The sequence below is a fragment of the Arthrobacter globiformis genome, assembly GCF_003261175.1.
GTDB classification, from domain to species: domain Bacteria; phylum Actinomycetota; class Actinomycetes; order Actinomycetales; family Micrococcaceae; genus Arthrobacter; species Arthrobacter globiformis_A.
The window spans coordinates 66,258-88,816 of record NZ_QLNP01000094.1 but is presented as its reverse complement, the minus strand read 5'-3'; the positions used below and the strand labels follow the sequence as shown (position 1 = coordinate 88,816).

Below are 22,559 nucleotides of genomic sequence, written 5' to 3'. Positions count from 1 at the left end.
CTCGCTGCTGCGCCTTGGACTGGTCGCTATTTCGCCGGAACCCCGGATGGCCAAGGCAGCAGCTCCGGCAGGTCCACGCCGTCGGCCGCGGCTGAAGCGCGCAGGCTGCCCAACGACGGCTCCCGGCCGGCGAGCCACGCGGCGACATCGGTGAGCATGCCACTGATGACCGTGGAGCGGCGGCCGGTCCCGATCGTCACCGGAGGCAAGCCAAGCGGCTGCAGCACCAGCCTCTGCTCCTCCGGCACGCGTGCGGCCAGGAAGGTGAACAGGTGCTCGCAGAACGGCCTGCTCCACGTTTCCGGTCCGCGGCCGGTGTTGAGGTCGGAGGCGTGGATCACGAGCTCGCGCCACAGCGCCAGGCCACCGTCCAGCACCGCTCCCCCGCGGTAGGAAATGGGCGCACGCCAGCCCGTCGCGCCAGCCGCATCAGCGTCCCCGGCATCCGCATCGAGCGAGTCGAAGGCGCGCAGCGCCCGCTCCAGCGCTGCGTCCAGGTCCGCACGGTGCTGGGCCAGGGCGTGCCCGGCGCCCATTTCAATGGCCTTCGTGCGGCCCTCATAGCCGCCGTCGTACAGTTCCACCGTTTCGCCACGCGCGGCGTATTCGAGCTGCCGCGCCATCGCGTTGGAGATGCCCGTTATGTGCGCGAGGATGTGCCCGCGGGTCCAGCCCGGGAGGGCCGAGGGAGCCGGGACATCAGTTTCGGTGAGTTTGGCTGCCAGGGAGGAGACGACGTCGGCCGCCTTGTGGAGTTCGGCGAGCAAAGCGTCGGGTGTGATCGCGGTCATGCCGCAATCGTAGCCGACAGTTAATCCCCCTTAACGCCAGCGAAGTGGCACTTAACGGCAGTGTTTCTGAAGAACATTGCCGTTATGTGCCACTTCGCGTGAGTGGAATCTACCCCGTGTACTCGCGGACGCCGTTAAGCTCCCCTTCCAGCGCAGCCAGCTGGCGTTCGACGGCGGCCGGTGCCGTACCGCCCTGCGAGTTCCGGCTGTTGAGCGAGCCTTCCGTGCTCAGGACGCTGCGGACCTCCGGGGTGAGGTGCTCCGAAATGGCGGCATACTCCTCGTCCGTCAGGTCCCACAGTTCCACGTTGCGGCTTTCGGCCTGCTTAACGGCGGCACCGGACAGTTCGTGCGCCTCGCGGAAGGGAACGCCCTGGCGGACCAGCCACTCGGCGATGTCCGTGGCCAGCGCAAAGCCCTGCGGTGCCAGCGATTCCATCCGCTCGGCATTGAACTTCAGCGTGGCGATCATGCCCGAAACGGCCGGCAGCAGCAGCTCCAGCGTGTCGGCGGCGTCGAACACCGGCTCCTTGTCCTCCTGCAGGTCGCGGTTGTACGCGAGCGGCAGGCCCTTGAGCGTGGCCAGCAGGCCGGTAAGGTTGCCGATCAGCCGGCCGGCCTTGCCGCGGGCCAGCTCTGCCACGTCCGGGTTCTTCTTCTGCGGCATGATGGACGACCCCGTGGAGTAGGAATCGTGCAGCGTGACGAAGGAGAACTCTTTGGTGGCCCAGAAGATGACTTCCTCCGAGATCCGGGACAGGTCGACGCCGATCATCGCGGCCACCCAGCCGAACTCGGCGAATACGTCGCGGGCGGCAGTGCCGTCGATCGAGTTGTGGACGGCGGAGAAGAAGCCCAGGTCCGCGGCAACTGCCTCGGGGTCAAGGCCCAGCGACGAGCCCGCGAGGGCACCCGAGCCGTACGGCGAAATGCCGGCGCGCTTATCCCAGTCCTGAAGCCGCTGCACATCGCGCAGCAGCGCCCACGCATGGGCCAGGAGGTGGTGGCTGAGCAGAACGGGCTGCGCGTGCTGCAGGTGCGTGCGGCCGGGCATGGCCACGCCGGGGTGTGCCTTGGCCTGCTCCACCAGCGCGTCGATAGTGGCCAGCACACCGCGGGCGATGATCCGGGCATGGTCGCGCAGGAACATGCGGCCGAGCGTGGCCACCTGGTCGTTGCGTGAACGCCCTGCCCGGAGCTTGCCGCCCAGCTGGGTCCCGGCGCGCTCGATCAGGCCGCGCTCCAGCGAACCGTGCACGTCCTCATCGGATTCCGCCGGCACGTAGGCGCCAGACGCTACATCCGCATCCAGCTGGTCCAGAGCCGCGAGCATCCCATCAAGTTCGGCGGCATCCAGCAGCCCCGCCTTGTGCAGCACGCGGGCGTGCGCCTTGGAGCCGGCGATGTCGTAGCGGGCCAGGCGCCAGTCGAAGTGCGTCGACTTGCTCAGCGCCGCGAGGGCATCGGCCGGGCCGCCGGCGAACCGGCCGCCCCACAGTGCACCGGTGTTCGTAGCCTCCGATTTGGTGGTTTCCTGCTCAGCCACAGCGGCTACTTTCCTGAGACGCGGATGTCACGGCGGGCGGCAACCTTGGCGGACATGCCCCACAGCTCGATGAAGCCGCGCGCCATGGACTGGTCGAACGTGTCGCCGGTGTCGTAGGTGGCGAGGTCGAAGTCGTAGAGCGAGGTCTCGGAGCGGCGCCCGTTGACGATCGCCTGGCCGCCGTGCAGCACCATGCGGATGTCGCCGGAAACGTACTTCTGGGTGTCATCGATGAAGGCATCCAGGGAGCGCTTCAGCGGGGAGAACCACTGGCCGTCGTAGACCAGTTCGGCCCAGCGCTGGCCGACGGTCGCCTTGAAGCGGGCCTGCTCACGCTCGATGGTGATGTCCTCGAGGTGCTTGTGCGCGGTGATCAGCGCCATGGCACCCGGTGCTTCGTAGATTTCGCGGGACTTGATGCCGACGAGGCGGTCCTCGACGACGTCAATGCGGCCCACGCCCTGGGCGCCGGCGCGGCGGTTCAGTTCCTTGATGGCCTGCAGCGGGGTGACCTTGACACCGTCGATCGCGACCGGCACGCCGGCTTCGAAGGAGATGATGACTTCATCCGGGGCCGGCGGGAATTCCGGCGTGGCGGTGTAGTCGTAGATGTCCTTGGTGGGGGCGTTCCAGATGTCCTCGAGGTAGCCGGTTTCGACGGCGCGTCCCCAGACGTTCTGGTCGATCGAGTACGGGTTCTTCTTGGTGGTCTCGATCGGCAGGCCTTTTTCCTCAGCGAAGGCGATGGCCTTGTCGCGGGTCAGGGCGAGGTCGCGGACGGGCGCGATGCACTTCAGGTCCGGGCCGAGGGTCTGGATGCCCACCTCGAAGCGGACCTGGTCGTTGCCCTTGCCGGTGCAGCCGTGGGCCACGGTGGTGGCGCCGAATTCGCGGGCGGCCTTGACCAGGTGCTTGACGATCACCGGGCGGGAGATGGCGGAAACCAGCGGGTAGTGGCCCTGGTAGAGGGCGTTGGCCTTCAGCGTGGGCACGCAGTACTCATTGGCGAACTCGTCAGACGCGTCGGCCACGTAGGCCTCGACGGCGCCGCAGCCAAGGGCACGCTGGCGGATGGTCTCCAGGGATTCGCCGCCCTGTCCGACGTCGACCGCCACAGCGATGACCTCGGCGCCGGTGGCTTCACCGATCCAGCCGATGGCTACGGAAGTATCCAGGCCACCTGAGTAGGCCAGAACAATACGCTCAGTCACGGAATATGCTCCTTTGTTGTTTCTTGTTTCGTTTGTTTGTGTCTATTGGGTGTGGAAGAAAGTGACCGGAAGCTACTGGCCCGGACGCTATTGGCCTGTGCCGGCTTCCTCGGCGAGCTGCAGGAACCGCGCAGCCAGCCCCGGTCCGCCCAGCGGGTCCCGGGCGACGAGCAGCACCGTGTCGTCCCCGGCGATGGTGCCCAGGATCGAGGGCATCACGGAATGGTCGATGGCGAGGGCGAGGAAGTTCGCCGCGCCCGGCGGCGTCCGGAGCACAGCGATGTTGGCCGAGGCCTCCGCCGTGACCAGCAGTTCGCCGCACAGCCGCGCCAGCCTGGCATCGAGGATTTCCTGGCTGACGCCGCTCTTGGCCGCCCGCTCCCCGCCTTCACCGGGGACGGCGTACACCAGCACGCCTTCCTTGCCGCGGACGCGGACAGCACCAAGCTCCACGAGGTCACGCGACAGCGTGGCCTGGGTGACCTGCACGCCGTCGTCGGCGAGCAGCGCCGCAAGCTCCGCCTGCGAACGCACCGATTCGCCGGTCAGGATCGCGGTGATCCGCGCCTGGCGGGCGGTTTTGGTGGCCGGGCTCGCGCCCGGGGCCGCCGGGTTGGTGGACACTAGAACGTGCTCTCCCCGGTGCCCTCAACGGGAGAAAGACCGTCGACGAACGCCAGCCCGGACCGGTGCATGAGCCAGGCCATGAGTCCCTTCTGCGCGTGCAGCCGGTTCTCTGCCTCGTCCCACACGATGGACTGCGGGCCGTCAATCACGCCGGCCGAGATTTCGTAGCCGCGGTAGGCGGGAAGGCAGTGCAGCACGACGGCGTCAGCGGCGGCCTGCGCCAGCGCGGCCTCATCCACGGAGTATTCACGGAACAGCTTCATCCGTGCTTCCTTCTCCGCTTCCTGGCCCATGGAAACCCAGGTGTCGGTGGCGACGACGTCGGCTCCCTTGAGTGCCTCGGCCGCGTCCGTCGTGATGAGGACGGATCCGCCGGTCTCGGCGGCACGTTCTTCGGCGGCGGCCACGATGCCGGCCGCGGGCAGGTAGCCCTCGGGACCGGCGATGCGGACGTGCATGCCTGCCGTTACGCCGGCCAGCAGGTAGGAGTTGGCCATGTTGTTGGCGGCGTCACCGAGGTAGGCCATGGTGAGGCCCTTGAGTTCGCCCTTGTGCTCCTTGACGGTCAGGAGGTCGGCCAGCAGCTGGCAGGGGTGGTAGTCGTCGCACAGCGCGTTGATGACCGGAACCCTGGAATTTTCAGCCATGGCAACGAGGCCTGAGTGCGCGCCGGTCCGCCACACGATGGTGGAAACCATGCGCTCGAGCACCTTGGCCGTGTCCTCGACGGATTCCTTGTGGCCGATCTGCGCCTCACCGGGGTTGATGATCAGGGCGTTGCCGCCCATGTCCGCCACGCCGGTGGCGAAGGAGACCCGGGTCCGGGTGGAGGTCTTGTCGAAGATGACAGCCACGGTCTTGCGCCCGCTGCCTTCGGCGGCGAAGGGCTGGACGCTGTACGGCGCCGCCTTCATGCGGCCCGCAAGTTCCAGGACTTCCGCCTGCTCGGCAGGGCTGAGGTCCGTGTCCTTCAGGAAATGGCGGATGGTGGAAGTCACTGTGCGTCCTTTGCGGTTTGCAGGATGGCCGGAAGGGCGGCCAGGAAACGGTCCGCCTGCTCTGTGGTCAGGATGAGCGGCGGCGCCAGGCGGATGGTGCGCGGGCCGGGGCTGTTGATGATGAAGCCGGCGTCCAGCGCCGCGGTCACGGCGGCGGGGGCGACGTCGGCGTCCAAATCGAAGCCGATCAGCAGGCCCTCGCCACGCACCTCTGTGACAGCCTCGACGGCGGCCAGCGCCTGCCGGACATACTCACCCACGGTGCGGACGTTGTCCAGCACGTGCTGGCTTTCGATGGCGTGCAGGGTGGCCAGCGCCGCAGCGGTTGCCACCGGGTTTCCGCCGAACGTGGTGCCGTGCTGTCCCGCGGACAGCAGTGACGACGTCTTCTCGCCGAACGTGATCAGCGCGCCGATCGGGAAACCGCCGCCGAGGCCCTTGGCGAGGGTGATGGCGTCCGGCACGATCCCGGCGTCCTCGCTGGCCAGCCACTTGCCCGTGCGGGCGATGCCGGTCTGCACCTCGTCCAGGATCAGCAGGGCGCCGGCCTCGGCGGTGACCTCGCGGGCCGCCTTCAAGTAACCGGCCGGCAGGGGCCGGACGCCGGCCTCGCCCTGGATGGGCTCCAGGAAGACGGCTGCCACGGTGTCGTCGACGGCGTTGCGCAGCGCTTCGATGTCCCCGAACGGAATGTGCTCAACGCCGCCGGGCATCGGCTCGAACGGCGCACGGTAGGCCTCCTTCGCAGTGAGCGCCAGTGCCCCCATGGTCCGGCCGTGGAATGCGCCCTCAAGCGCGATGATCCGGGTGCGGGGCTTGCCGCCGGCCTCCCCTGCGGGAGAACCGGAGTTCCGGCGGGCCAGCTTGAACGCGGCCTCATTGGCCTCCGTGCCGGAGTTGGAGAAGAACACCTTGGACCCGGCCGGCGCCGCACTGATTTCAAGCAGCTTCTCAGCGAGGGCGATCTGGGTGGGGCTGGTGAAGAAGTTGGAGACATGCCCCAGGGTGGCCAGCTGGCTGGAGATCACCGAGGTCACGAACGGGTGGGCGTGGCCCAGCGCGTTGACGGCGATGCCGCCCAGGAGGTCCAGGTATTCCTTGCCGTCGGCGTCCCAGACGAGGCAGCCCGCGCCGCGGACGAGCACCCGCTGGGGCGTGCCGAATACACCCATGAGCGACGACGAGTAGCGCGCCAGCCACTCGGAGCCGGTTGTGTGGCCTTTGGTTTCGACAATCCCCAGCAGCTCCCCTTCCTCGCCCGCTCGGACGGGGACCCCTGCTGCCGTGGGCCCTTCGACCACCGGGGATTGCTCAACGACTGCGGATTGTTCAAAGTTGCTCATGCGTTCGTCTCCTCGTCCGGGACCACCTGGGTGCCGATTCCCGCCGTCGTAAATGTTTCTAGCAGCATTGAGTGGGGCAGCCGGCCGTCCACGATGTGCGCCCGCTCCACGCCCTCGTCAACCGCTTTGAGGCAGGCGGCCATCTTGGGGATCATGCCTGATTCGAGGCTGGGCAGCATGTCCCGCAGCTCGGATGCCGTCAGGGACGAAATCAGCGAGGACTTGTCCGGCCAGTTGGCGTAGAGGCCTTCGACGTCGGTCAGGATGACGAGCTTGGAAGCGCCCAGGGCGGAGGCCACGGCTGCCGCGGCGGTGTCCGCGTTGACGTTCAGGACCTGGCCGGTGGGCTGGAAGCGCGCGGTGCCCGCCACGCCTTCGCCGGCGTCGGTAATCTCCGGGGCGACGGTGGAGATCACGGGGATCCGGCCGGCGTCGAGAATGTCCACGATACCGGCGGGGTCCACTCCCACCACCTCGCCCACGAGCCCGAGGTCCACCTCCTCGCCGTCAACGACGGTTCCGGTGCGGACGGCGCGCAGCAGGCCGCCGTCTTCACCGGACATGCCGACGGCGTAGGGCCCGTGTGAGTTGATCAGGCCCACCAGTTCGCGGCCAACCTGGCCGGTCAGGACCATGCGCACCACGTCCATGGCCTCGGGCGTGGTCACGCGCAGGCCGCCCTTGAACTCCGACTCGATGCCGAGCCGGCCCAGCATCGAGTTGATCTGCGGGCCGCCGCCGTGCACCACGACGGGGTGGATGCCGACGTGGTGGAGGAACACGACGTCCTCAGCGAAGGCGCGGCGCAGCTCGTCGTTGACCATGGCGTTCCCGCCGTACTTGATCACCATGGTGGTTCCGGCGAAGCGCTGGATCCACGGCAGGGCTTCGATGAGCGTTCCGGCCTTGTCTTGGGCGTCACTCATGGACGTTGACTCGCGGGTCTGGGTGTTCATGCGGCTGGTTCTCCAGGGTTGCCGGCGGATCGGGCTTGAGTAGGCGGGCCTAGCTTGAGTAGGCGCTGTTCTCGTGGACGTAGTCGTGCGTGAGGTCGTTGGTCCAGATGGTGGCTTCCGCCCCGCCGGACTGCAGGTCGATCTCCACGAGGACCTCGCGCGGCTCCAGGTCCACGAGCTTGCGGTCCTGGCCGATGCCGCCGTTCTGGCAGATCTGGATGCCGTTCATGGACACGTTGAGCTGGTCAGCTTCGAATGCGGCGTCGGTGGTGCCCACGGCGGAGAGCACGCGGCCCCAGTTGGGGTCCTTGCCGAAGATGGCGGCCTTGAAGAGGTTGGAGCGGGCCACGGCGCGGCTGACGGTTTCGGCGTCGCGCTCGGTGGCGGCGTTGAATGTCCGGATCGCGATGTCGTGGCTGGCACCCTCGGCGTCGCCGATCAGCTTGCGGGCCAGCTCGGCGCAGACCTGGGTGAGGCCCTCGCCGAAGGTTTCCGCGGACGGAACGGCCTTGGAAGCGCCGGATGCCATCAGCACCACGGTGTCGTTGGTGGACATGCAGCCGTCGGAGTCGGCACGGTCGAAAGTGACGCGCGTGGCGTCGCGGAGGACGAGGTCGAGCATTTCCGGTTGGACGTCGGCATCCGTGGTGAGCACCACCAGCATGGTGGCCAGCCCGGGCGCCAGCATGCCGGCACCCTTGGCGATCCCGCCGATGGTGAACTCATTTCCGTCGGCATCCGCCCCCGTAAAGACTGCCTGCTTGGACACCGAGTCGGTGGTCATGATGGCCGTGGCGGCGTCGGGTCCGCCGTCGGTGCTGAGGGCGGCCGCCGCGGCGTCGATGCCCGGGACGATCTTGTCCATGGGCAGCTGCTCGCCGATCAGGCCGGTAGAACAGACAAGGACGTCGGTGGCGGAAAGGCCCAGGGCTTCGGCGGTTTTCTCCGCCGTCGTGTGCGTGTTCTGGAATCCCTGCGGGCCGGTGCAGGCGTTCGCGCCGCCGGAGTTGAGGATCACGGCGTCGACGCGGCCGTCCGAGACCACCTGTCGGGACCAGTGGACGGGGGCCGCGGCCACCCGGTTGGAGGTGAAGACGGCGGCTGCTGCCTTGGACGGTCCGTCGTTGACCACGAGGGCGAGGTCAGGGTTTCCCGAGGCCTTGAGTCCGGCAGTGACGCCGGCGGCGCGGAATCCCTTGGGGGCGGTGACGGTCACGGGGCAACTCCCTGCAGGTTGAGCCCGGCGGTCTCCGGCAGGCCAAGGGCAATGTTCATGGACTGCACCGCTCCACCGGCGGTGCCTTTGGTCAGGTTGTCGATGGCGCACGTGACAATGACGCGTCCGACGTGCTGGTCGTAGGCCAGCTGCATGGCAGCGTGGTTGGAGCCCTGCACGGACTTGGTGGTGGGCCACTGGCCCTCAGGCAGCAGGTGGACGAACGGTTCGTCGTCGTACGCCTCCGCCCAGGCACGGCGCAGTTCCTCGGCGCCGACGCCGGGCTTGACCCGTGCGGTGGCTGTGGTGAGGATGCCGCGGCTCATGGGGGCCAGGGTGGGCGTGAAGGAAACCGTCACCGGCTCGCCGGAAGCGTTGGACAGGCCCTGCTCGATTTCCGGCGTGTGCCGGTGGCCGCCGCCCACGCCATAGGGGCTCATGGAGCCCATGACCTCGGCGCCGATGAGGTTCACCTTGGCTGCCTTACCTGCGCCGGAGGTGCCGGAGGCGGCGACGATGACGACGTCATTCCCTTCGAGCAGGCCGCCGGCGAAGCCGGGGGTGAGGGCGAGCAGCGCCGACGTCGGATAGCAGCCCGGAACGGCGATCCGGTTGGCGCCCTTGAGTTTCTCGCGCTGGCCCGGCAGTTCAGGCAGGCCGTAGGGCCACGTTCCGGCGTGGTCCGAGCCGTAAAACTTTTCCCACGCGGTGGCGGACTCCAGGCGGTGGTCCGCGCCGGCGTCGATCACCACCGTTCCTTCGGGGAGCTTGGCCGCGATCTCTGCGGACGCCCCGTGCGGGAGGGCCAGGAACACGACGTCGTGCCCCGACAGGTTCTCCACGCTGGTGTCCTCGAGAATCCTGCTGGCCAGGCCATGGAGATGCGGCTGCAGTTCGCCTAGTCTGGAACCGGCGTTGCTGTGTGCCGTGATGGCGCCGACGGTGACGTCCGGATGGCCGGCCAGGAGGCGGAGGACTTCGCCGCCGGCGTAGCCGCTGGCCCCGGAAACGGCAACAGAAATAGTCATGTGAACGACTATACAGCAAGAGTATGCATAGGTCCCGATATTTATGCATGGATGGTCCGCGCCTTGTCGGGAAGGCGCGGCCCCCAGCCAGAGTATGCTTGCCAGAGGGTGATCCAGACCGTGCGCGCCGAATGTCGGCCGCAGCGTTGCCCGCTATCGTTACGAGGCACGCACTACATGGCCCCCACTATCACTCCCGGGCGCCCCCAGCCCCGTATTCTCCAAGCGCCCACGCTACACAAGGCTAACCCTGTCACGCAGAGTTACTCCGACCTGCTCAAGTCCGTGCGGGCGGCCGGACTCCTGCAGCGGCAACAGGGCTTCTACATCACCGTCTTCTCCGTGCTGGCAGTCCTCATGGCAGCGGCTTGGTTCGGTTTCGCGCTGATCGGCCAGAGCTGGTTCCAGCTCCTTATCGCCGCAGCACTCGGCATCATCTGCACGCAGCTGAGCTTCCTGGCCCACGAGGCAGGTCACCGCCAGATCTTCGCCTCCCGGCGTGCCAATGAATGGTCCGCGCGGCTCCTGGCCACATCCGTTGCCGGCATCAGCTACTCGTGGTGGGAACAGAAACACGGGGCCCACCACAACCACCCGAACGTCATAGCCAAGGACCCTGACATCGCGCCCGGCGCCATTGTTTTCCACGCTGAAGCCGCGGCCGAACGGCAGGGCTGGCTGGCCTTCCTCACGCGCAAGCAAGGCTGGCTGTTCTTCCCCCTGCTGTTCCTTGTGGGCCTCGGCCTGCAGATAGATTCGGTGCGCTTCATCTTCCGGCGCGCCAAGGTCACCCACCGCTGGGTGGAACTGCCGATACTGCTGGCCCGTCTCAGCATCCTTCCTGTGCTGGCGTTTACATTTCTGCCGCTGGGCATGGCTGCCGCCTTCATCGGCGTGCAGCTCGCTGTTTTCGGCTTCTACATGGGTGCATCTTTTGCACCCAACCACAAGGGCATGCCGGTCCTTCCGGCGGACAGCCGTGTTGACTTCCTCAGCCGCCAGGTGCTGACATCGCGCAACATTTCCGGCGGCCGGTACATGGATATCCTGCTCGGCGGCCTGAACCGCCAGGTGGAGCATCACCTCTTCCCCGACATGGCCCGGCCCCAGCTGCATAAGGCAACAGCGATTGTGCGCAAGCACTGCGAAACACAGGGAATTCCCCTCACCGAAACCACGCTGGCCGCGTCATTCGGGATCGTAGTCCGGTACCTCAATGAGGTGGGGCTCGCGGCGGGACGCCGCTTCGAATGCCCCATGGCTGCGGTCTCCCGGCGCTACTGACCGGCTGCCCCGACTTCGCCTGCACCGTCCCGGTCCCTAGGATGAGGTGAGGAAGGGTGCCGGAGGTCCCGGCCCGGAAAAGGAGAAATTCCATGACGCACGCCATCGTCGCCCGGCAGCCGGGTGGTCCTGAGGTCCTGGACTTCACGGAGGTCGAACGCCCCGTCCCCGGTCCCGGCCAGCTGCTGGTGAAGGTAGCGGCAACGGGCGTCAACTTCATCGAGACCTACCAGCGCAGCGGCACGTACAAGGTGAATTACCCCTTTACCCCGGGATCCGAAGCGGCCGGCGTCGTCGAGGAGATCGGCGAGGGCGTTGAGGACTACACCGTGGGAAGCCGGGTAGCCACAGCCGAGGGAACGGCCTGCTACGCCGGATACACCGTGCTGGACGCCGCGAAGGCCCTGCCCGTGCCGGACGGCGTGGACGACCACACCGCCGCGGCGCTCCCCCTCCAAGGCATGACGGCGCATTACCTGATCAACTCCTCGTTCCGCGTTGAGCCCGGACACAGCGTGCTGGTCCATGCCGGCGCCGGCGGGGTGGGCCTGTTGCTCACCCAGCTGCTGAAGGCCCGCGGTGCCCGCGTCATCACCACCGTGTCCACGGATGAGAAAGAGTCCCTGGCCCGCGGTGCCGGCGCAGACGAGGTGCTGCGCTACGGCGGCTTTGCCGACGCCGTCCGGGACCTGACCCACGGTGCCGGCGTGAACGTGGTGTACGACGGCGTGGGGAAGGACACGTTCGACGGCTCCCTGGCCAGTCTGCGCACCCGCGGTTCGCTGGTCCTCTTCGGTGCGGCATCCGGCCCGGTCCCGCCGGTGGATCCGCAGCGGCTTAATGCCGGCGGCTCCCTGACCCTGACGCGTCCGTCGCTCGCGCACTTCCTCGGCAACCCTCAGGAACGGCTGTGGCGCTCCACGGAAATCTTCGGCGCAGCGGCCGACGGCAGCCTCAAGGTCCGCATCGGTGCCACCTATCCGCTGGCTGAGGCCGGCCGGGCACACAAGGACCTGGAAGGCCGGCGCACCACCGGCAAGGTTCTGCTGGTCCCCTAGCTACGGTCCGTGTTACCGGCCCGCGCCAGAGCGGGCCGGTAACAAAGCAGCCCCGGATGAATGGAGGGGAAACGATGTCACCTTCCGTTCATCTTGCCGGGAGAGAATCCAGCCGTGATTGAGCCCCTCCCCGAAACCCTGGACACCACCGCTCCCCCTGCCGCCGGCGCGCCGGCGGCAGCGGTGCATGCGGCGCAACTGCCGGGCGCTGCCGCTGCCCCGCCGGAGCGGACCCTGGTGGACGTCCTGGTTGAGACGGCCGGACGGTATCCCGAAGCTTCTGCGCTCGACGACGGCCGCCGCTCCCTGAGCTACGCCCAGCTCCTGGCCGAGGTCAAGACCGAGGGCCTGCGCCTCCACCAGGCCGGCCTGGGAGCGGGAGACAAGATCGGGGTCCGGATTCCTTCCGGCACCAACGAGCTCTACATCGCGATCCTCGCCGTGCTGCTGATCGGCGCCGCCTACGTCCCCGTGGACGCGGATGATCCGGACGAAAGGGCCAAACTGGTGTTCGGTGAGGCCCGGGTGGCCGGCATCCTGCGGGCCAACGGCGAGATCGTGTCGGACCACAAGCGGCCGCGCCCCTTCCCGGCTCCGCGCCCGGCCGCCCCCGACGACGACGCCTGGGTCATCTTCACGTCCGGCTCCACCGGGACACCCAAGGGCGTTGCGGTGCAGCACCGCTCGTCGGCCGCGTTCGTGGACGCGGAAGCCCGCATCTTCCTGCAGGACGAACCGATTGGGCCGCAGGACCGGGTGCTCGCGGGGCTGTCGGTGGCCTTCGACGCGTCGTGTGAAGAGATGTGGCTGGCCTGGCGCCACGGCGCCTGCCTCGTGCCTGCCCCGCGGGCCCTGGTCCGAACCGGCATGGATCTGGGACCGTGGCTGATTAATCACGGCATCACGGTGGTCTCCACTGTTCCCACGCTTGCGGCGCTGTGGCCGGCAGAGGCCCTGGAGAACGTCCGGCTGCTGATTTTCGGCGGCGAGGCCTGCCCGCCGGAGCTGGCCGAGCGCCTGGCCGTGGACGGCCGTGAGGTGTGGAACACCTACGGACCCACCGAGGCAACGGTCGTGGCCTGCGCGGCTCCCCTAGGCGGTGCCGGCCCGGTCAGGATCGGGCTCCCCCTGGACGGCTGGGACCTGGCGGTGGTCGATTCCGACGGCGTCCCGGTAGCAGAGGGCGAGGTGGGAGAGCTCATCATCGGCGGTGTGGGGCTGGCCCGGTACCTCGACCCGCAGAAGGACGCGGAGAAGTACGCCGCCATGCCGTCGCTGGGCTGGGACCGCGCGTACCGCTCCGGCGACCTGGTCCGCTTCGAGCGTGCCGGCCTGATCTTCATGGGACGCGCCGACGAGCAGGTCAAGCTGGGCGGCCGCCGGATCGAACTCGGCGAGATCGACGCTGCCCTGCAGTCCCTGCCGGGTGTTGCGGGCGCCGCCGCGGCGGTACGCACGACGGCGGCCGGCAACCAGGTCCTCGTGGGTTACCTGGCTCCCGCCGGCGGCACGGGCTCGGCCCCGGACCTGGCCGCGTTCCGTGAACTGCTCTCCGCCACGCTGCCGGCTCCGCTCATCCCCATGCTGACCGTCGTCGACACGCTGCCCACCAAGACCAGCGGGAAAGTCGACCGGCATGCGCTGCCGTGGCCACTGCCGGGTGCCGGCGCCGCCGCTGCGGATGCCGCGCCGCTTAACCTGCCAGAGGATGCCCGGTGGGTCGTTGACCAGTGGCAGGCCGTCCTCGGCAGCAGCGTGACCGGCCTCGACGCGGACTTCTTCGCCCACGGCGGAGGTTCGCTGGCCGCGGCGCAGCTGGTCTCCGCGCTCCGGGTCCGCTACCCCACCATCACCGTGGCAGACATCTACGCCACCCCGCGCATCGGAGCGCTGATCGAGACGGCCCGCCAGTCGATGCCCGACGGCCTCTCCGCCGGCCCTGCCCCGGAACGGCCGGTCCGCCCCACGGCTCTGAAGTCACAGGCCTTCCAGACCCTGATGGGCATTCCGCTGCACATTCTGGCGGGCATGCGCTGGCTGACCTATCTGATGGCTGCCAACAACATCCTGTCCGCGGTTGCCGGGTTCACGGCCGCGCCCACCGTGTCGTGGTGGTGGGTGGCCGCCTCCTGGCTGCTCTTCGTCAGCCCGGCGGGACGGATGGCCCTCTCTGTTGCCGCCGCCCGCCTCCTGCTTCGCAATGTGCAGCCCGGGACCTACCCGCGGGCAGGCAAAGTGCACCTGCGCCTCTGGCTTGCCGAACAGATCCAGGACCTGGCCGGTGCAGTGAGCCTTGCCAGCGCGCCCTGGGTGCCGTATTACGCACGTGCCCTCGGCGCCAAGATCGGGAGCGACGTCCATCTGCATTCCCTACCCCCGGTGACGGGCCTGCTTACCTTGGGCCGCGGCTGCAACATCGAGCCTGAGGTGGACCTGTCCGGGTGGTGGATCGACGGTGACATCGTCCGCATCGGCCATATCCACGTCGGCGCGGACGCCACCGTGGGAGCCCGCAGCACCCTGATGCCCGGGGCCAGCATCGGCGCCGGCGGCCAGGTGGAACCGGGTTCCGCAGTGTTGGGAAAGGTCAAGGCCGGCCAGGTGGTGGCAGGTTCCCCGGCGGGACGGCGTGGCAAGGCGAAGCAGGACTGGCCCGCGGCCCAGCCGGTCAGTTCCCTCCTGGGCCGCCTCTGGTTCACGGCCTTCGCCGCCGCGTCCGCCGTCCTTGCCCTGATTCCCTACGCTTCAGCCGGAGCCGCAGCCCTCGTGGTCTACCTGTTCATTCGGGGCAGCGAGTCCCTGCTTGCTGCCTGGCCGCAGGTGCTCGCGTCGCTACCGCTCGCCGCTTTGACCTGGTTCCTTACCAATACGCTGCTCGTCCTTATCACCACCCGGCTGTTGGGAATCGGCCTGCAGGAGGGCTACTACCGCGTCCGCAGCCGCGTCGGCTGGCAGGTGTGGGCCACCGAGCGGGTGCTGGACATGGCACGGGACCTGCTGTTCCCGATTTACGCCAGCCTCTTCACGCCAGTCTGGCTGAGACTGCTGGGCGCGAAAGTCGGAAAGAACGTTGAGGCCTCCACCGTCCTGCTGCTGCCGCGCATGACCACCGTGGGCGAGGGCGCCTTTCTCGCCGACGACACCATGGTGGCCTCCTATGAGCTCGGCGGAGGATGGATGAGGATTGCGCCGGCGAAAATCGGAAAGCGCTCCTTCCTTGGCAACTCCGGCATGACCGCGGCTGGACGGAGCGTGCCAAAGAACTCACTGGTGGCAGTCCTCTCGGCAACGCCGGGCAAGGCCAAGTCAGGCACATCCTGGCTGGGCAGCCCCCCGGTCAGGCTGCGGCGCACCGCAGTGGCGTCCGACAGCACGCGCACCTTCCAGCCGCCGGCCCGGCTCAAGGTGGCCAGGACCCTTTGGGAACTGTGCCGGTTCGTGCCGGTGGCCCTGACGGTGGGCCTGGCCCTTGGCGTGCTGCTCGTCTTCGACTGGCTCGCCACCGCCCTGGGCTACGGTGCGGCAGCGGCACTCGGAGGCGTGGTCATGCTGTTCGCAGGCGGGGTGGCGGCAGGCTGCTCCGTGGCAGCCAAGTGGCTGCTGGTGGGCAGGATCAAGACCGGTGAGCACCCGCTGTGGAGCTCCTTCATCTGGCGCAACGAGGTGGTGGACACCTTCATCGAGATGGTGAGTGCCCCATGGTTTGCCCGGTCGGCCAGCGGCACCCCGGCCCTCGTCTGGTGGCTGCGTGCCCTCGGCGCCAGGATCGGCCGCGGCACGTGGTGTGAAAGTTATTGGCTTCCTGAGGCGGACCTTGTGACGCTCGGTGCCGGCTCCACGGTCAACCGCGGTTGTGTCGTCCAGACCCACCTCTTCCACGACCGCATCATGAGCATCGACACTGTTAGTCTCGAAGACGGGGCGACGATGGGCCCGCACGGAGTGATTCTGCCGCAGGCGAGGATTGGCAAGGGCGGGACCGTTGGTCCGGCGTCCCTGGTGATGCGGGGCGAGACCGTTCCCGCCGGGACGTACTGGATGGGCAATCCGGTCAGCCCGTGGGCCGGGCCCGCCGTTCCCGCTCCGCGCCTCAAATAACAGCTAAGGAAGTCACGCGCAGAATGAGCTCCGGAGAATCACCCGGCCCGGCCGCCGTCCTCTCTGCCGGCGCCGCGGCCACCGGCGACCCCTACGTCCCGGACCACGGAACGGATGCCTACCGCGTCCTGCACTATGAACTGGAGCTGGACTACAAGCTCGCCAGCAACCGGCTGACCGGCCGTGCAGTTCTGTCGGCTGTGGCGGCGCGCCGCATATCCGCCGTCGTGCTCGACATGACCGGCCTCCGCGCCCTGAAGATCCAACTGAACGGCATCCGCGTCCGGAAGTTCACGCAGCGGGCGGAACAGCTCGTAGTGCACTGCGAACAGCCCCTCGAGGCGGGCTCTGAATTCAGCCTCGACGTTCGGTACGACGGAAACCCGCGGCCTCGAAGGGGGCTCTGGGGCGAGGTGGGCTGGGAGGAGCTCACCGACGGCGTCCTCGTCGCCGGCCAGCCCAACGGGGCGCCGTCGTGGTTCCCCTGCAACGACCACCCGCGGAACAAAGCCAGCTACCGCATCACCGTCACCACCGATGCCGGTTACCGCGCCGTCTGCAATGGTCTCCTGGTGGCGCAGGCCGCGAGGTCGAGCCGCCAGACGTGGGTGTACGAGCAGCGAGAACCGATGGCGACGTACTTGGCGACCATACAGATCGGCCGGTACGGGCTGGTGAGCCTGCCGGACTCGGCCGGTGTGCCCCAGTTCATTGCGGCGCCGGCGCAGCTGGTGGCCCGGGCGGAGACGGCCCTGGCCCGGCAGGAAGCCATGATGAACACCTTCGTGAGCCGCTTCGGCCCCTATCCTTTCCCCGAATACACGGTGGTGGTCACCGGCGATGAGCTGGAAATCCCGCTCGAGGCCACGTCGCTGTCCATCCTCGGCGCCAACCATCTGGATACCGGGTGGGATTCGCAACGCCTGATCGCCCATGAACTGGCCCACCAGTGGTTCGGCAACTCGCTGACGCTCGGCACGTGGAGCGACATCTGGCTGCACGAGGGCTTCGCCTGCTACGCGGAGTGGATCTGGTCCGAGGAAGCCGGTGTGATGTCCGCCCATGAGCGGGCGCTGGCCGCCTGGCGGCGGCTCAGCACCGCCGGCCAGGACCTTCTGGTGGGCGATCCCGGGCCCGAGCTCATGTTCGACGACAGGGTCTACAAGCGCGGAGCACTGGCTCTGCACGCCCTCCGCCGCCGCTGCGGCGACCTCGCGTTCTTTGCGCTGCTGCAGGAGTGGACCCGAACGCATGCCCACAGTTCCGTGTCGACGCCGGAGTTCATCCTCACGGCCGACCGCGTCACGGGACTGGACTCGGAAGCGCTGCTGCATCCCTGGCTGTACGAAGAGGCCCTGCCGCCGCTGCCGTAATTGGTGAGGCCAACCCCACCCCGGCCGGGAATCGAGTACTACAGTGGATGTATGGCTGCCAGCCGCCATCCGCTCGACGACCTGCGCGAAACCATCGGCCATCTGGCCGATCAGCTCAAGCTGCCCGGTTCGGAGCGCGTCGACGACCTGGTCGGCGATCTCATCGGTGCGAGGCCCGGGCCGGCCCGGCCGCTGTCCGAGGTGCAGGCCGAACTCGACGCGCTGGTCGGACTGGAGACCGTGAAGGAACAGGTGCGTGCCCTCGTCGCACTGCTCCAGGTCCAGGCCCGCCGTAAGGCGCACGGCTTGCCCGAGGTGGCCACATCACAGCATCTGGTGTTCCTCGGAAACCCGGGCACGGGCAAGACCACCGTGGCGCGGCTCCTGGCCGAGATGTACCGCGCGGTCGGTCTGCTGCAGAAAGGCCACCTGGTCGAGGTCGACCGTTCGGGCCTGGTGGGGCAGTACGTCGGCGCGACCGCCATCAAGACGGACCGGGTGATCCGGCGTGCGCTGGACGGCGTCCTGTTCATCGACGAGGCCTACGCGCTGGCCCCGGAGGACGGCCGGACGGACTTCGGCCCCGAAGCGATCGAGGTCCTGCTCAAGCGGATGGAGGACCACCGCCACCGCCTGGTCGTGATCGTGGCCGGGTACCCGCGGCTGATGGAGTCCTTCTTGCTCTCCAACCCCGGACTGCGCTCCCGGTTCGCCCGCGAGATCACGTTCCCCGACTACTCCGTCGACGCACTCCAGACAATCTTCCACCAGATGCTGGCCCAGCACGAGTACACGCTGGAGCCGGGTGCGGACCAGATGCTGCGCCGCATCCTCACCGGGCTCCACGCGGGCGAGGACTCCGGCAACGCACGGTTCGCCCGCACGCTGTTCGAGCAGGCGCTCAACCGCCAGGCGCTGCGGCTGTCGCTCGACGAGGAACAAAGCCTCGACGCGCTCGATCGTGAGGCCGTCATGACGCTCACCGCGGACGACATCGTCGAGGCCGCGCTGGCCTTGGGCGAGGAGCCGGAGCCGGAACCGGAACCGACGCCGGAACCGGAGCAGCCACGCTGGTGGCGCTGGCTGGTCTGACCGGCTGTTCCGCTGTCGTGCAACCGGAGGACAGCTTCAGACCACGAACTGCCCTTAAGCATGAAACTGCTCCCCGCAAGTTAGAACTGAATTTTCAGTCCAACTTTCGAGGAGCAGTTCAAAAGGCGTGGCCTTTCTTTGGGCTCAGCTAGCGCTGGACCGCACCAAACCGCTCGGCTGCGGTGGCGACGGCGTGCTCCCGCGCCTCCGATGCCTCGTCCGCGGTGAGGGTCCTGTCGGTGGCGCGGAACCGCAGCCCGAAGGCGAGGGACTTCTTGCCGTCCTCGATCCCCTTGCCTGCGTAGACGTCGAACAGTGCGACGTCCTCAAGCAGCTCGCCGGCGCCTTCACGCAGCGCTGCCAGCACGTCGTCGGCGGGGACGTCCTGCGGCACCACGAGTGCCACGTCCTGCGTGGCCACCGGGAAGGTGGAGATGTGGCGGGCCACCACGACGTCGGCCGCTGCCTCAAACAGGGCATCCGCGTTCAGTTCCAGTGCGACGGACCGCGCCGGCATGTCGTGCGCGGCCAGGAGCTTGGGGTGCAGCTCACCGGCGTATCCCACCACCTCGCCGGAGCGCAGCGACAGCTGCGCGGCGCGGCCAGGATGGAAGGCCTGGTGCCGGCCCTGCGTGACCACAAGCTCCACACCAAGGACGTCACCGGCCAGGCGGGCGATGTCCAGGGCGTCTGCCCAGTCCCAAAGCCGTGGGGCATGGCCGGCGGCGGCGGGCGAATCATGGCCGGTCAGCACGGCGGCGACGTGCAGCGGCTGGTCCGGAACGCCGTCGTACAGCGCGTCCAGCACCTCATCGCTGGGTTTGACGCCCAAAGGCGGGATGGACGGCGTGCCCAGCGTGTCACCGGGCAGGAACACCAGCCCGGCTTCGAAGACGGCGAGGTCGCGGAAGCCGCGGGAATGGTTGCGCTTGGCGACCTCCAGCAGGCCCGGCAGCACCGATGTGCGCAGGTAGCCCTGCTCCTCGCTGATCGGGTTGGCAAGCTTGACCGCGGTCCGGGGTGCGCCCTCCTCGGCCACGCCAAACGTCTCGTTGGCGGCCTTCGACACGAAGGGGTAGGCCAGGACCTCCGTGAGACCGGCGTCGGCCAGGGCCTGGAGCAGGCGGCGGCGCTGCTGCTGCACGCGGGTCAGGCCGCGGCCGGGAGGCGCCACCGGAAGGGTCGCGGGGATCTGGTCGTAGCCCACCAGACGGGCCACCTCCTCGGAGAGGTCCTCCTTGGTTTCCAGGTCGTTTCGCCAGCTCGGTGCTGTGACGGTCCAGCCGGCGTCGGACTTTTCGAGAACGGCACCCAGGTCCTCCAGGGACGTGACGATCTGCTCTTCGGTGAAGTCGATGCCAATCCGGGCAGCGGGATATTCCCCCGGCAGCGCGATGGTCACCGGATCCGGCGCGGTTCCGACGTCGGTGCCCGCCTCATCGGCGGTCCCGCCGGCCAGTTCCACCAGAAGGTCGACGGCGCGCTGGGCCGCGATGTTGGCGACCTGCCAGTCCACGCCGCGTTCGAAGCGCTTGGAGGCTTCGGACGGGAGCTTGTGGCGCCGGCGCGAGCGGGCGATGGACACTTCCTCGAAGTGGGCAGCCTCGATCAGGACAGCCGTGGTGGCGTCGGTGACCTCGGTGGACGCGCCGCCCATGACGCCGGCGACGCCGATGGGGCCGGAGGCGTCGGTGATCAGCAGGTCCTCGGCGTCAAGCGCACGTTCCTTGCCGTCGAGCGTGGTCAGCTTCTCCCCCGCCACCGCACGCCGCACCACGATGTCGCCGGACAGTTTGTCCTGGTCGTAAAAGTGCAGCGGCTGGCCGAGCTCGAGCATCACGTAGTTCGAGATATCCACCGGCAGCGAGATGGACCGGATCCCGGCCAGGCGCAGGCGGGAAGACATCCACGGCGGCGTGGGCCTGGTGGCATCCACACCGCGGACGGTGCGCGCCACGAAGCGGTCGCAGCCGGGCTTGCCGTAGATGGGCGCGTCGTCGTTGATCTTGACGCCGTAGCCGCCGGAAAGGACAGCCGGCGCGTTGACCTTCGACGCGGGATCGGTGAATACCGTGCCGGTGGCGTGCGCGTATTCGCGCGCCGCGCCCCGGATCGAGAACGCGTAGCCGCGGTCCGGCGTTACGTTGATTTCCGCGGCCTCGTCGTAAAGCCCCAGCAGCTCCATGGCGTCGGTCCCGATCTCGGGGTCCAGACCGATCCGGGACAGCACCAGGATGCCGTCGTGGTCCTCGCCGATGCCCAGTTCGCGGACGGAGGCGATCATGCCGGCGGACATGTGACCGTAGGTCTTCCGTGCCGAGATGTGGAAGTCGCCGGGCAGGACGGCGCCGGGCAGGGTGACCACCACCTTGTCGCCCTCGACAAAGTTGTGGGCGCCGCAGACGATGCCCTGCACGCCTGACGGATCGATGCCCTTGCCGGTCAGCGTCTGCTCCTGTCCCTCGGGGACGACGCGGACCTGGCACCAGTTGATGGTCTTGCCGTTGGACTGCGGTTCCTTGACCAGGCTCAGGACCTGGCCCACCACGACGGGTCCGCGCAGGGCGTCCGTGGGGCGGTGGACCGCTTCCTCTTCAAAGCCGACCTTGACCAGCTCTGCCATGACGTCTTCGGCCGTGGCTCCGGCCGGTACCTGCGCGAATTCACGCAGCCAGGAAAGTGGGATACGCACTGTTAGATCTCCATCCCGAAGTGCTCGCTGAAACGTACATCGCCCTCGATCATGTCGCGCATGTCGCCGACCTCGTTGCGGAACATGAGCGTCCGCTCGATGCCCATGCCGAAGGCAAAGCCTGAATAGATGTCCGGATCGATGCCGGCAGCCCGCAGGACGTTGGGGTTGACCATGCCGCAGCCGCCCCACTCGATCCAGCGCGGGCCGCCCTTGGCGCCGGGGTGGAAGATGTCCAGCTCGGCGGACGGCTCGGTGAACGGGAAGTAGTTGGGGCGCAGCCGGATCTGTGCTTCGTCGCCGAACATCTGGCGGGCGAAGTGCTCCAGGGTTCCGCGGAGGTCAGCCATGCTGAGTTTCTTGTCGATGGCCAGGCCCTCGAACTGGTGGAACACCGGGGTGTGCGTTGCATCGAGCTCGTCGGTGCGGAACACCTTGCCCGGGCACAGCACGTAGATGGGCAGCTCCCGCTCCAGCATGGATCGGACCTGCACTGGCGAGGTGTGCGTGCGCATCAGCAGGTGCGCTTCGGGCGGCTCCACGAAGAACGTGTCCTGCATTTCCCGGGCGGGGTGGTCCGGCTTGAAGTTCAGTGCGTCGAAGTTGAACCACTCGGATTCCACCTCGGGGCCTTCGGCGATTTCCCAGCCCATGCCCACGAAGATGTCCGCGACCCGGTCCTGCAGCGTGGACAGCGGATGGCGGGCTCCGGCCCGGCGGCGGCGCGGGGCGGCCGTGACATCCACTGTCTCCTCGACGAGGATGCGGGCGTCGTTCTCGGCCTCGAGCTCGGCGGTGCGGTCCGCGAGCGCCTTATTAACACGCCCGCGCGATGAACCCATCAGCTTGCCGGCGGCGGCCTTCTGATCCTTGGGCAGGCTTCCGATTCCTCGGTTGGCAAGGCTGAGCGGCGACTTCTCGCCGGTGTGGGCCAGGCGGACTGCCTTGAGTTCATCGAGCGTGGACGCGCCGGCAATGGCGGCGACGGCCTGGTCCACGGCGGCGTTGATGGCGGCTTGATCCAGAGGGTTCGGGACGGCGGCGCCCGGCAAAGTTTCAGTCATCTACTGTTCTTAGCTACGAGTCGGGTGATGCCAGCGGCCGGTGCAGCCGCGCCGGTTTCCCCGGCAGCGCGTCCGTCGCTGGCACGTCATTGCAGAAAGTCATCCAAGGACGTCATCCAAAGACGCCATCCAAAGACTAGGGCAGGCTCACCGGCGGATGGCCGGCGGGCACTGTTCCCAGT

At 68.2% G+C, this 22,559-nt stretch carries 16 protein-coding genes; 5 read left to right on the top strand and 11 right to left on the bottom strand.

Annotation, left to right across the window (positions count from 1 at the left end):
- Positions 1-26: 26 nt before the first annotated feature.
- The 9 genes from DBZ45_RS15385 to argC all read right to left on the bottom strand — a co-directional run bounded on the left by DBZ45_RS15385 (position 27) and on the right by argC (position 9,716).
- Complete coding sequence (locus tag DBZ45_RS15385) at positions 27-791, bottom strand: maleylpyruvate isomerase family mycothiol-dependent enzyme (RefSeq protein WP_111904743.1); 765 nt, start codon at positions 789-791, stop codon at positions 27-29.
- 109 nt (positions 792-900) lie between these two features.
- A complete protein-coding gene (gene argH / locus DBZ45_RS15380; RefSeq protein ID WP_111904742.1) occupies positions 901-2,337 on the bottom strand; it encodes an argininosuccinate lyase in 1,437 nt (478 codons plus the stop codon).
- Positions 2,338-2,342: 5 nt separating this feature from the next.
- Positions 2,343-3,548: an argininosuccinate synthase gene (locus tag DBZ45_RS15375; RefSeq protein WP_111904741.1), complete on the bottom strand. Its 1,206-nt coding sequence runs from the start codon at positions 3,546-3,548 to the stop codon at positions 2,343-2,345.
- Positions 3,549-3,635: 87 nt separating this feature from the next.
- Positions 3,636-4,172, bottom strand: coding sequence for an arginine repressor (locus DBZ45_RS15370; protein ID WP_111904740.1), 537 nt, complete (start codon positions 4,170-4,172; stop codon positions 3,636-3,638).
- Positions 4,172-5,173 (bottom strand): ornithine carbamoyltransferase, encoded by a 1,002-nt coding sequence (gene argF / locus DBZ45_RS15365; RefSeq protein WP_111904739.1) that lies wholly within the window; start codon positions 5,171-5,173, stop codon positions 4,172-4,174. The genes DBZ45_RS15370 and argF overlap by 1 nt, the downstream gene beginning before the upstream one ends.
- A complete protein-coding gene (locus tag DBZ45_RS15360; RefSeq protein ID WP_223257104.1) occupies positions 5,170-6,516 on the bottom strand; it encodes an acetylornithine transaminase in 1,347 nt (448 codons plus the stop codon). The genes argF and DBZ45_RS15360 overlap by 4 nt, the downstream gene beginning before the upstream one ends.
- On the bottom strand, positions 6,513-7,472 hold the full coding sequence (argB, locus tag DBZ45_RS15355; RefSeq protein WP_111904738.1) for an acetylglutamate kinase: 960 nt from the start codon (positions 7,470-7,472) through the stop codon (positions 6,513-6,515). The genes DBZ45_RS15360 and argB overlap by 4 nt, the downstream gene beginning before the upstream one ends.
- A gap of 49 nt (positions 7,473-7,521) precedes the next feature.
- A complete protein-coding gene (gene argJ / locus DBZ45_RS15350; RefSeq protein WP_111904737.1) occupies positions 7,522-8,688 on the bottom strand; it encodes a bifunctional glutamate N-acetyltransferase/amino-acid acetyltransferase ArgJ in 1,167 nt (388 codons plus the stop codon).
- Positions 8,685-9,716 (bottom strand): N-acetyl-gamma-glutamyl-phosphate reductase, encoded by a 1,032-nt coding sequence (gene argC, locus DBZ45_RS15345; RefSeq protein WP_111904736.1) that lies wholly within the window; start codon positions 9,714-9,716, stop codon positions 8,685-8,687. Before argC ends, argJ begins: the two co-directional genes overlap by 4 nt.
- A gap of 177 nt (positions 9,717-9,893) precedes the next feature.
- Here argC and DBZ45_RS15340 point away from each other — a divergent pair, with 177 nt between their 5' ends.
- The 5 genes from DBZ45_RS15340 to DBZ45_RS15320 all read left to right on the top strand — a co-directional run bounded on the left by DBZ45_RS15340 (position 9,894) and on the right by DBZ45_RS15320 (position 18,621).
- Positions 9,894-11,000, top strand: coding sequence for a fatty acid desaturase family protein (locus DBZ45_RS15340; protein WP_111904735.1), 1,107 nt, complete (start codon positions 9,894-9,896; stop codon positions 10,998-11,000).
- Between the two features lie 92 nt (positions 11,001-11,092).
- Complete coding sequence (locus DBZ45_RS15335; protein WP_111904734.1) at positions 11,093-12,058, top strand: quinone oxidoreductase family protein; 966 nt, start codon at positions 11,093-11,095, stop codon at positions 12,056-12,058.
- Positions 12,059-12,172: 114 nt separating this feature from the next.
- Positions 12,173-16,156 (top strand): Pls/PosA family non-ribosomal peptide synthetase, encoded by a 3,984-nt coding sequence (locus DBZ45_RS15330; RefSeq protein ID WP_440130524.1) that lies wholly within the window; start codon positions 12,173-12,175, stop codon positions 16,154-16,156.
- 23 nt (positions 16,157-16,179) lie between these two features.
- Positions 16,180-17,529: a M1 family metallopeptidase gene (locus tag DBZ45_RS15325; protein ID WP_111904733.1), complete on the top strand. Its 1,350-nt coding sequence runs from the start codon at positions 16,180-16,182 to the stop codon at positions 17,527-17,529.
- A 51-nt stretch (positions 17,530-17,580) separates the two neighbouring features.
- Positions 17,581-18,621, top strand: a complete 1,041-nt coding sequence (locus DBZ45_RS15320; protein WP_111904732.1) for an AAA family ATPase — start codon at positions 17,581-17,583, stop codon at positions 18,619-18,621.
- A 148-nt stretch (positions 18,622-18,769) separates the two neighbouring features.
- Here DBZ45_RS15320 and pheT read toward each other — a convergent pair whose 3' ends face one another.
- Positions 18,770-21,313, bottom strand: coding sequence for a phenylalanine--tRNA ligase subunit beta (gene pheT, locus DBZ45_RS15315; RefSeq protein WP_111904731.1), 2,544 nt, complete (start codon positions 21,311-21,313; stop codon positions 18,770-18,772).
- A gap of 2 nt (positions 21,314-21,315) precedes the next feature.
- The gene (pheS, locus tag DBZ45_RS15310) at positions 21,316-22,377 is read right to left on the bottom strand and encodes a phenylalanine--tRNA ligase subunit alpha (RefSeq protein WP_111904730.1); all 1,062 of its coding nucleotides are present in this window, start codon (positions 22,375-22,377) and stop codon (positions 21,316-21,318) included.
- Positions 22,378-22,559: the final 182 nt, after the last annotated feature.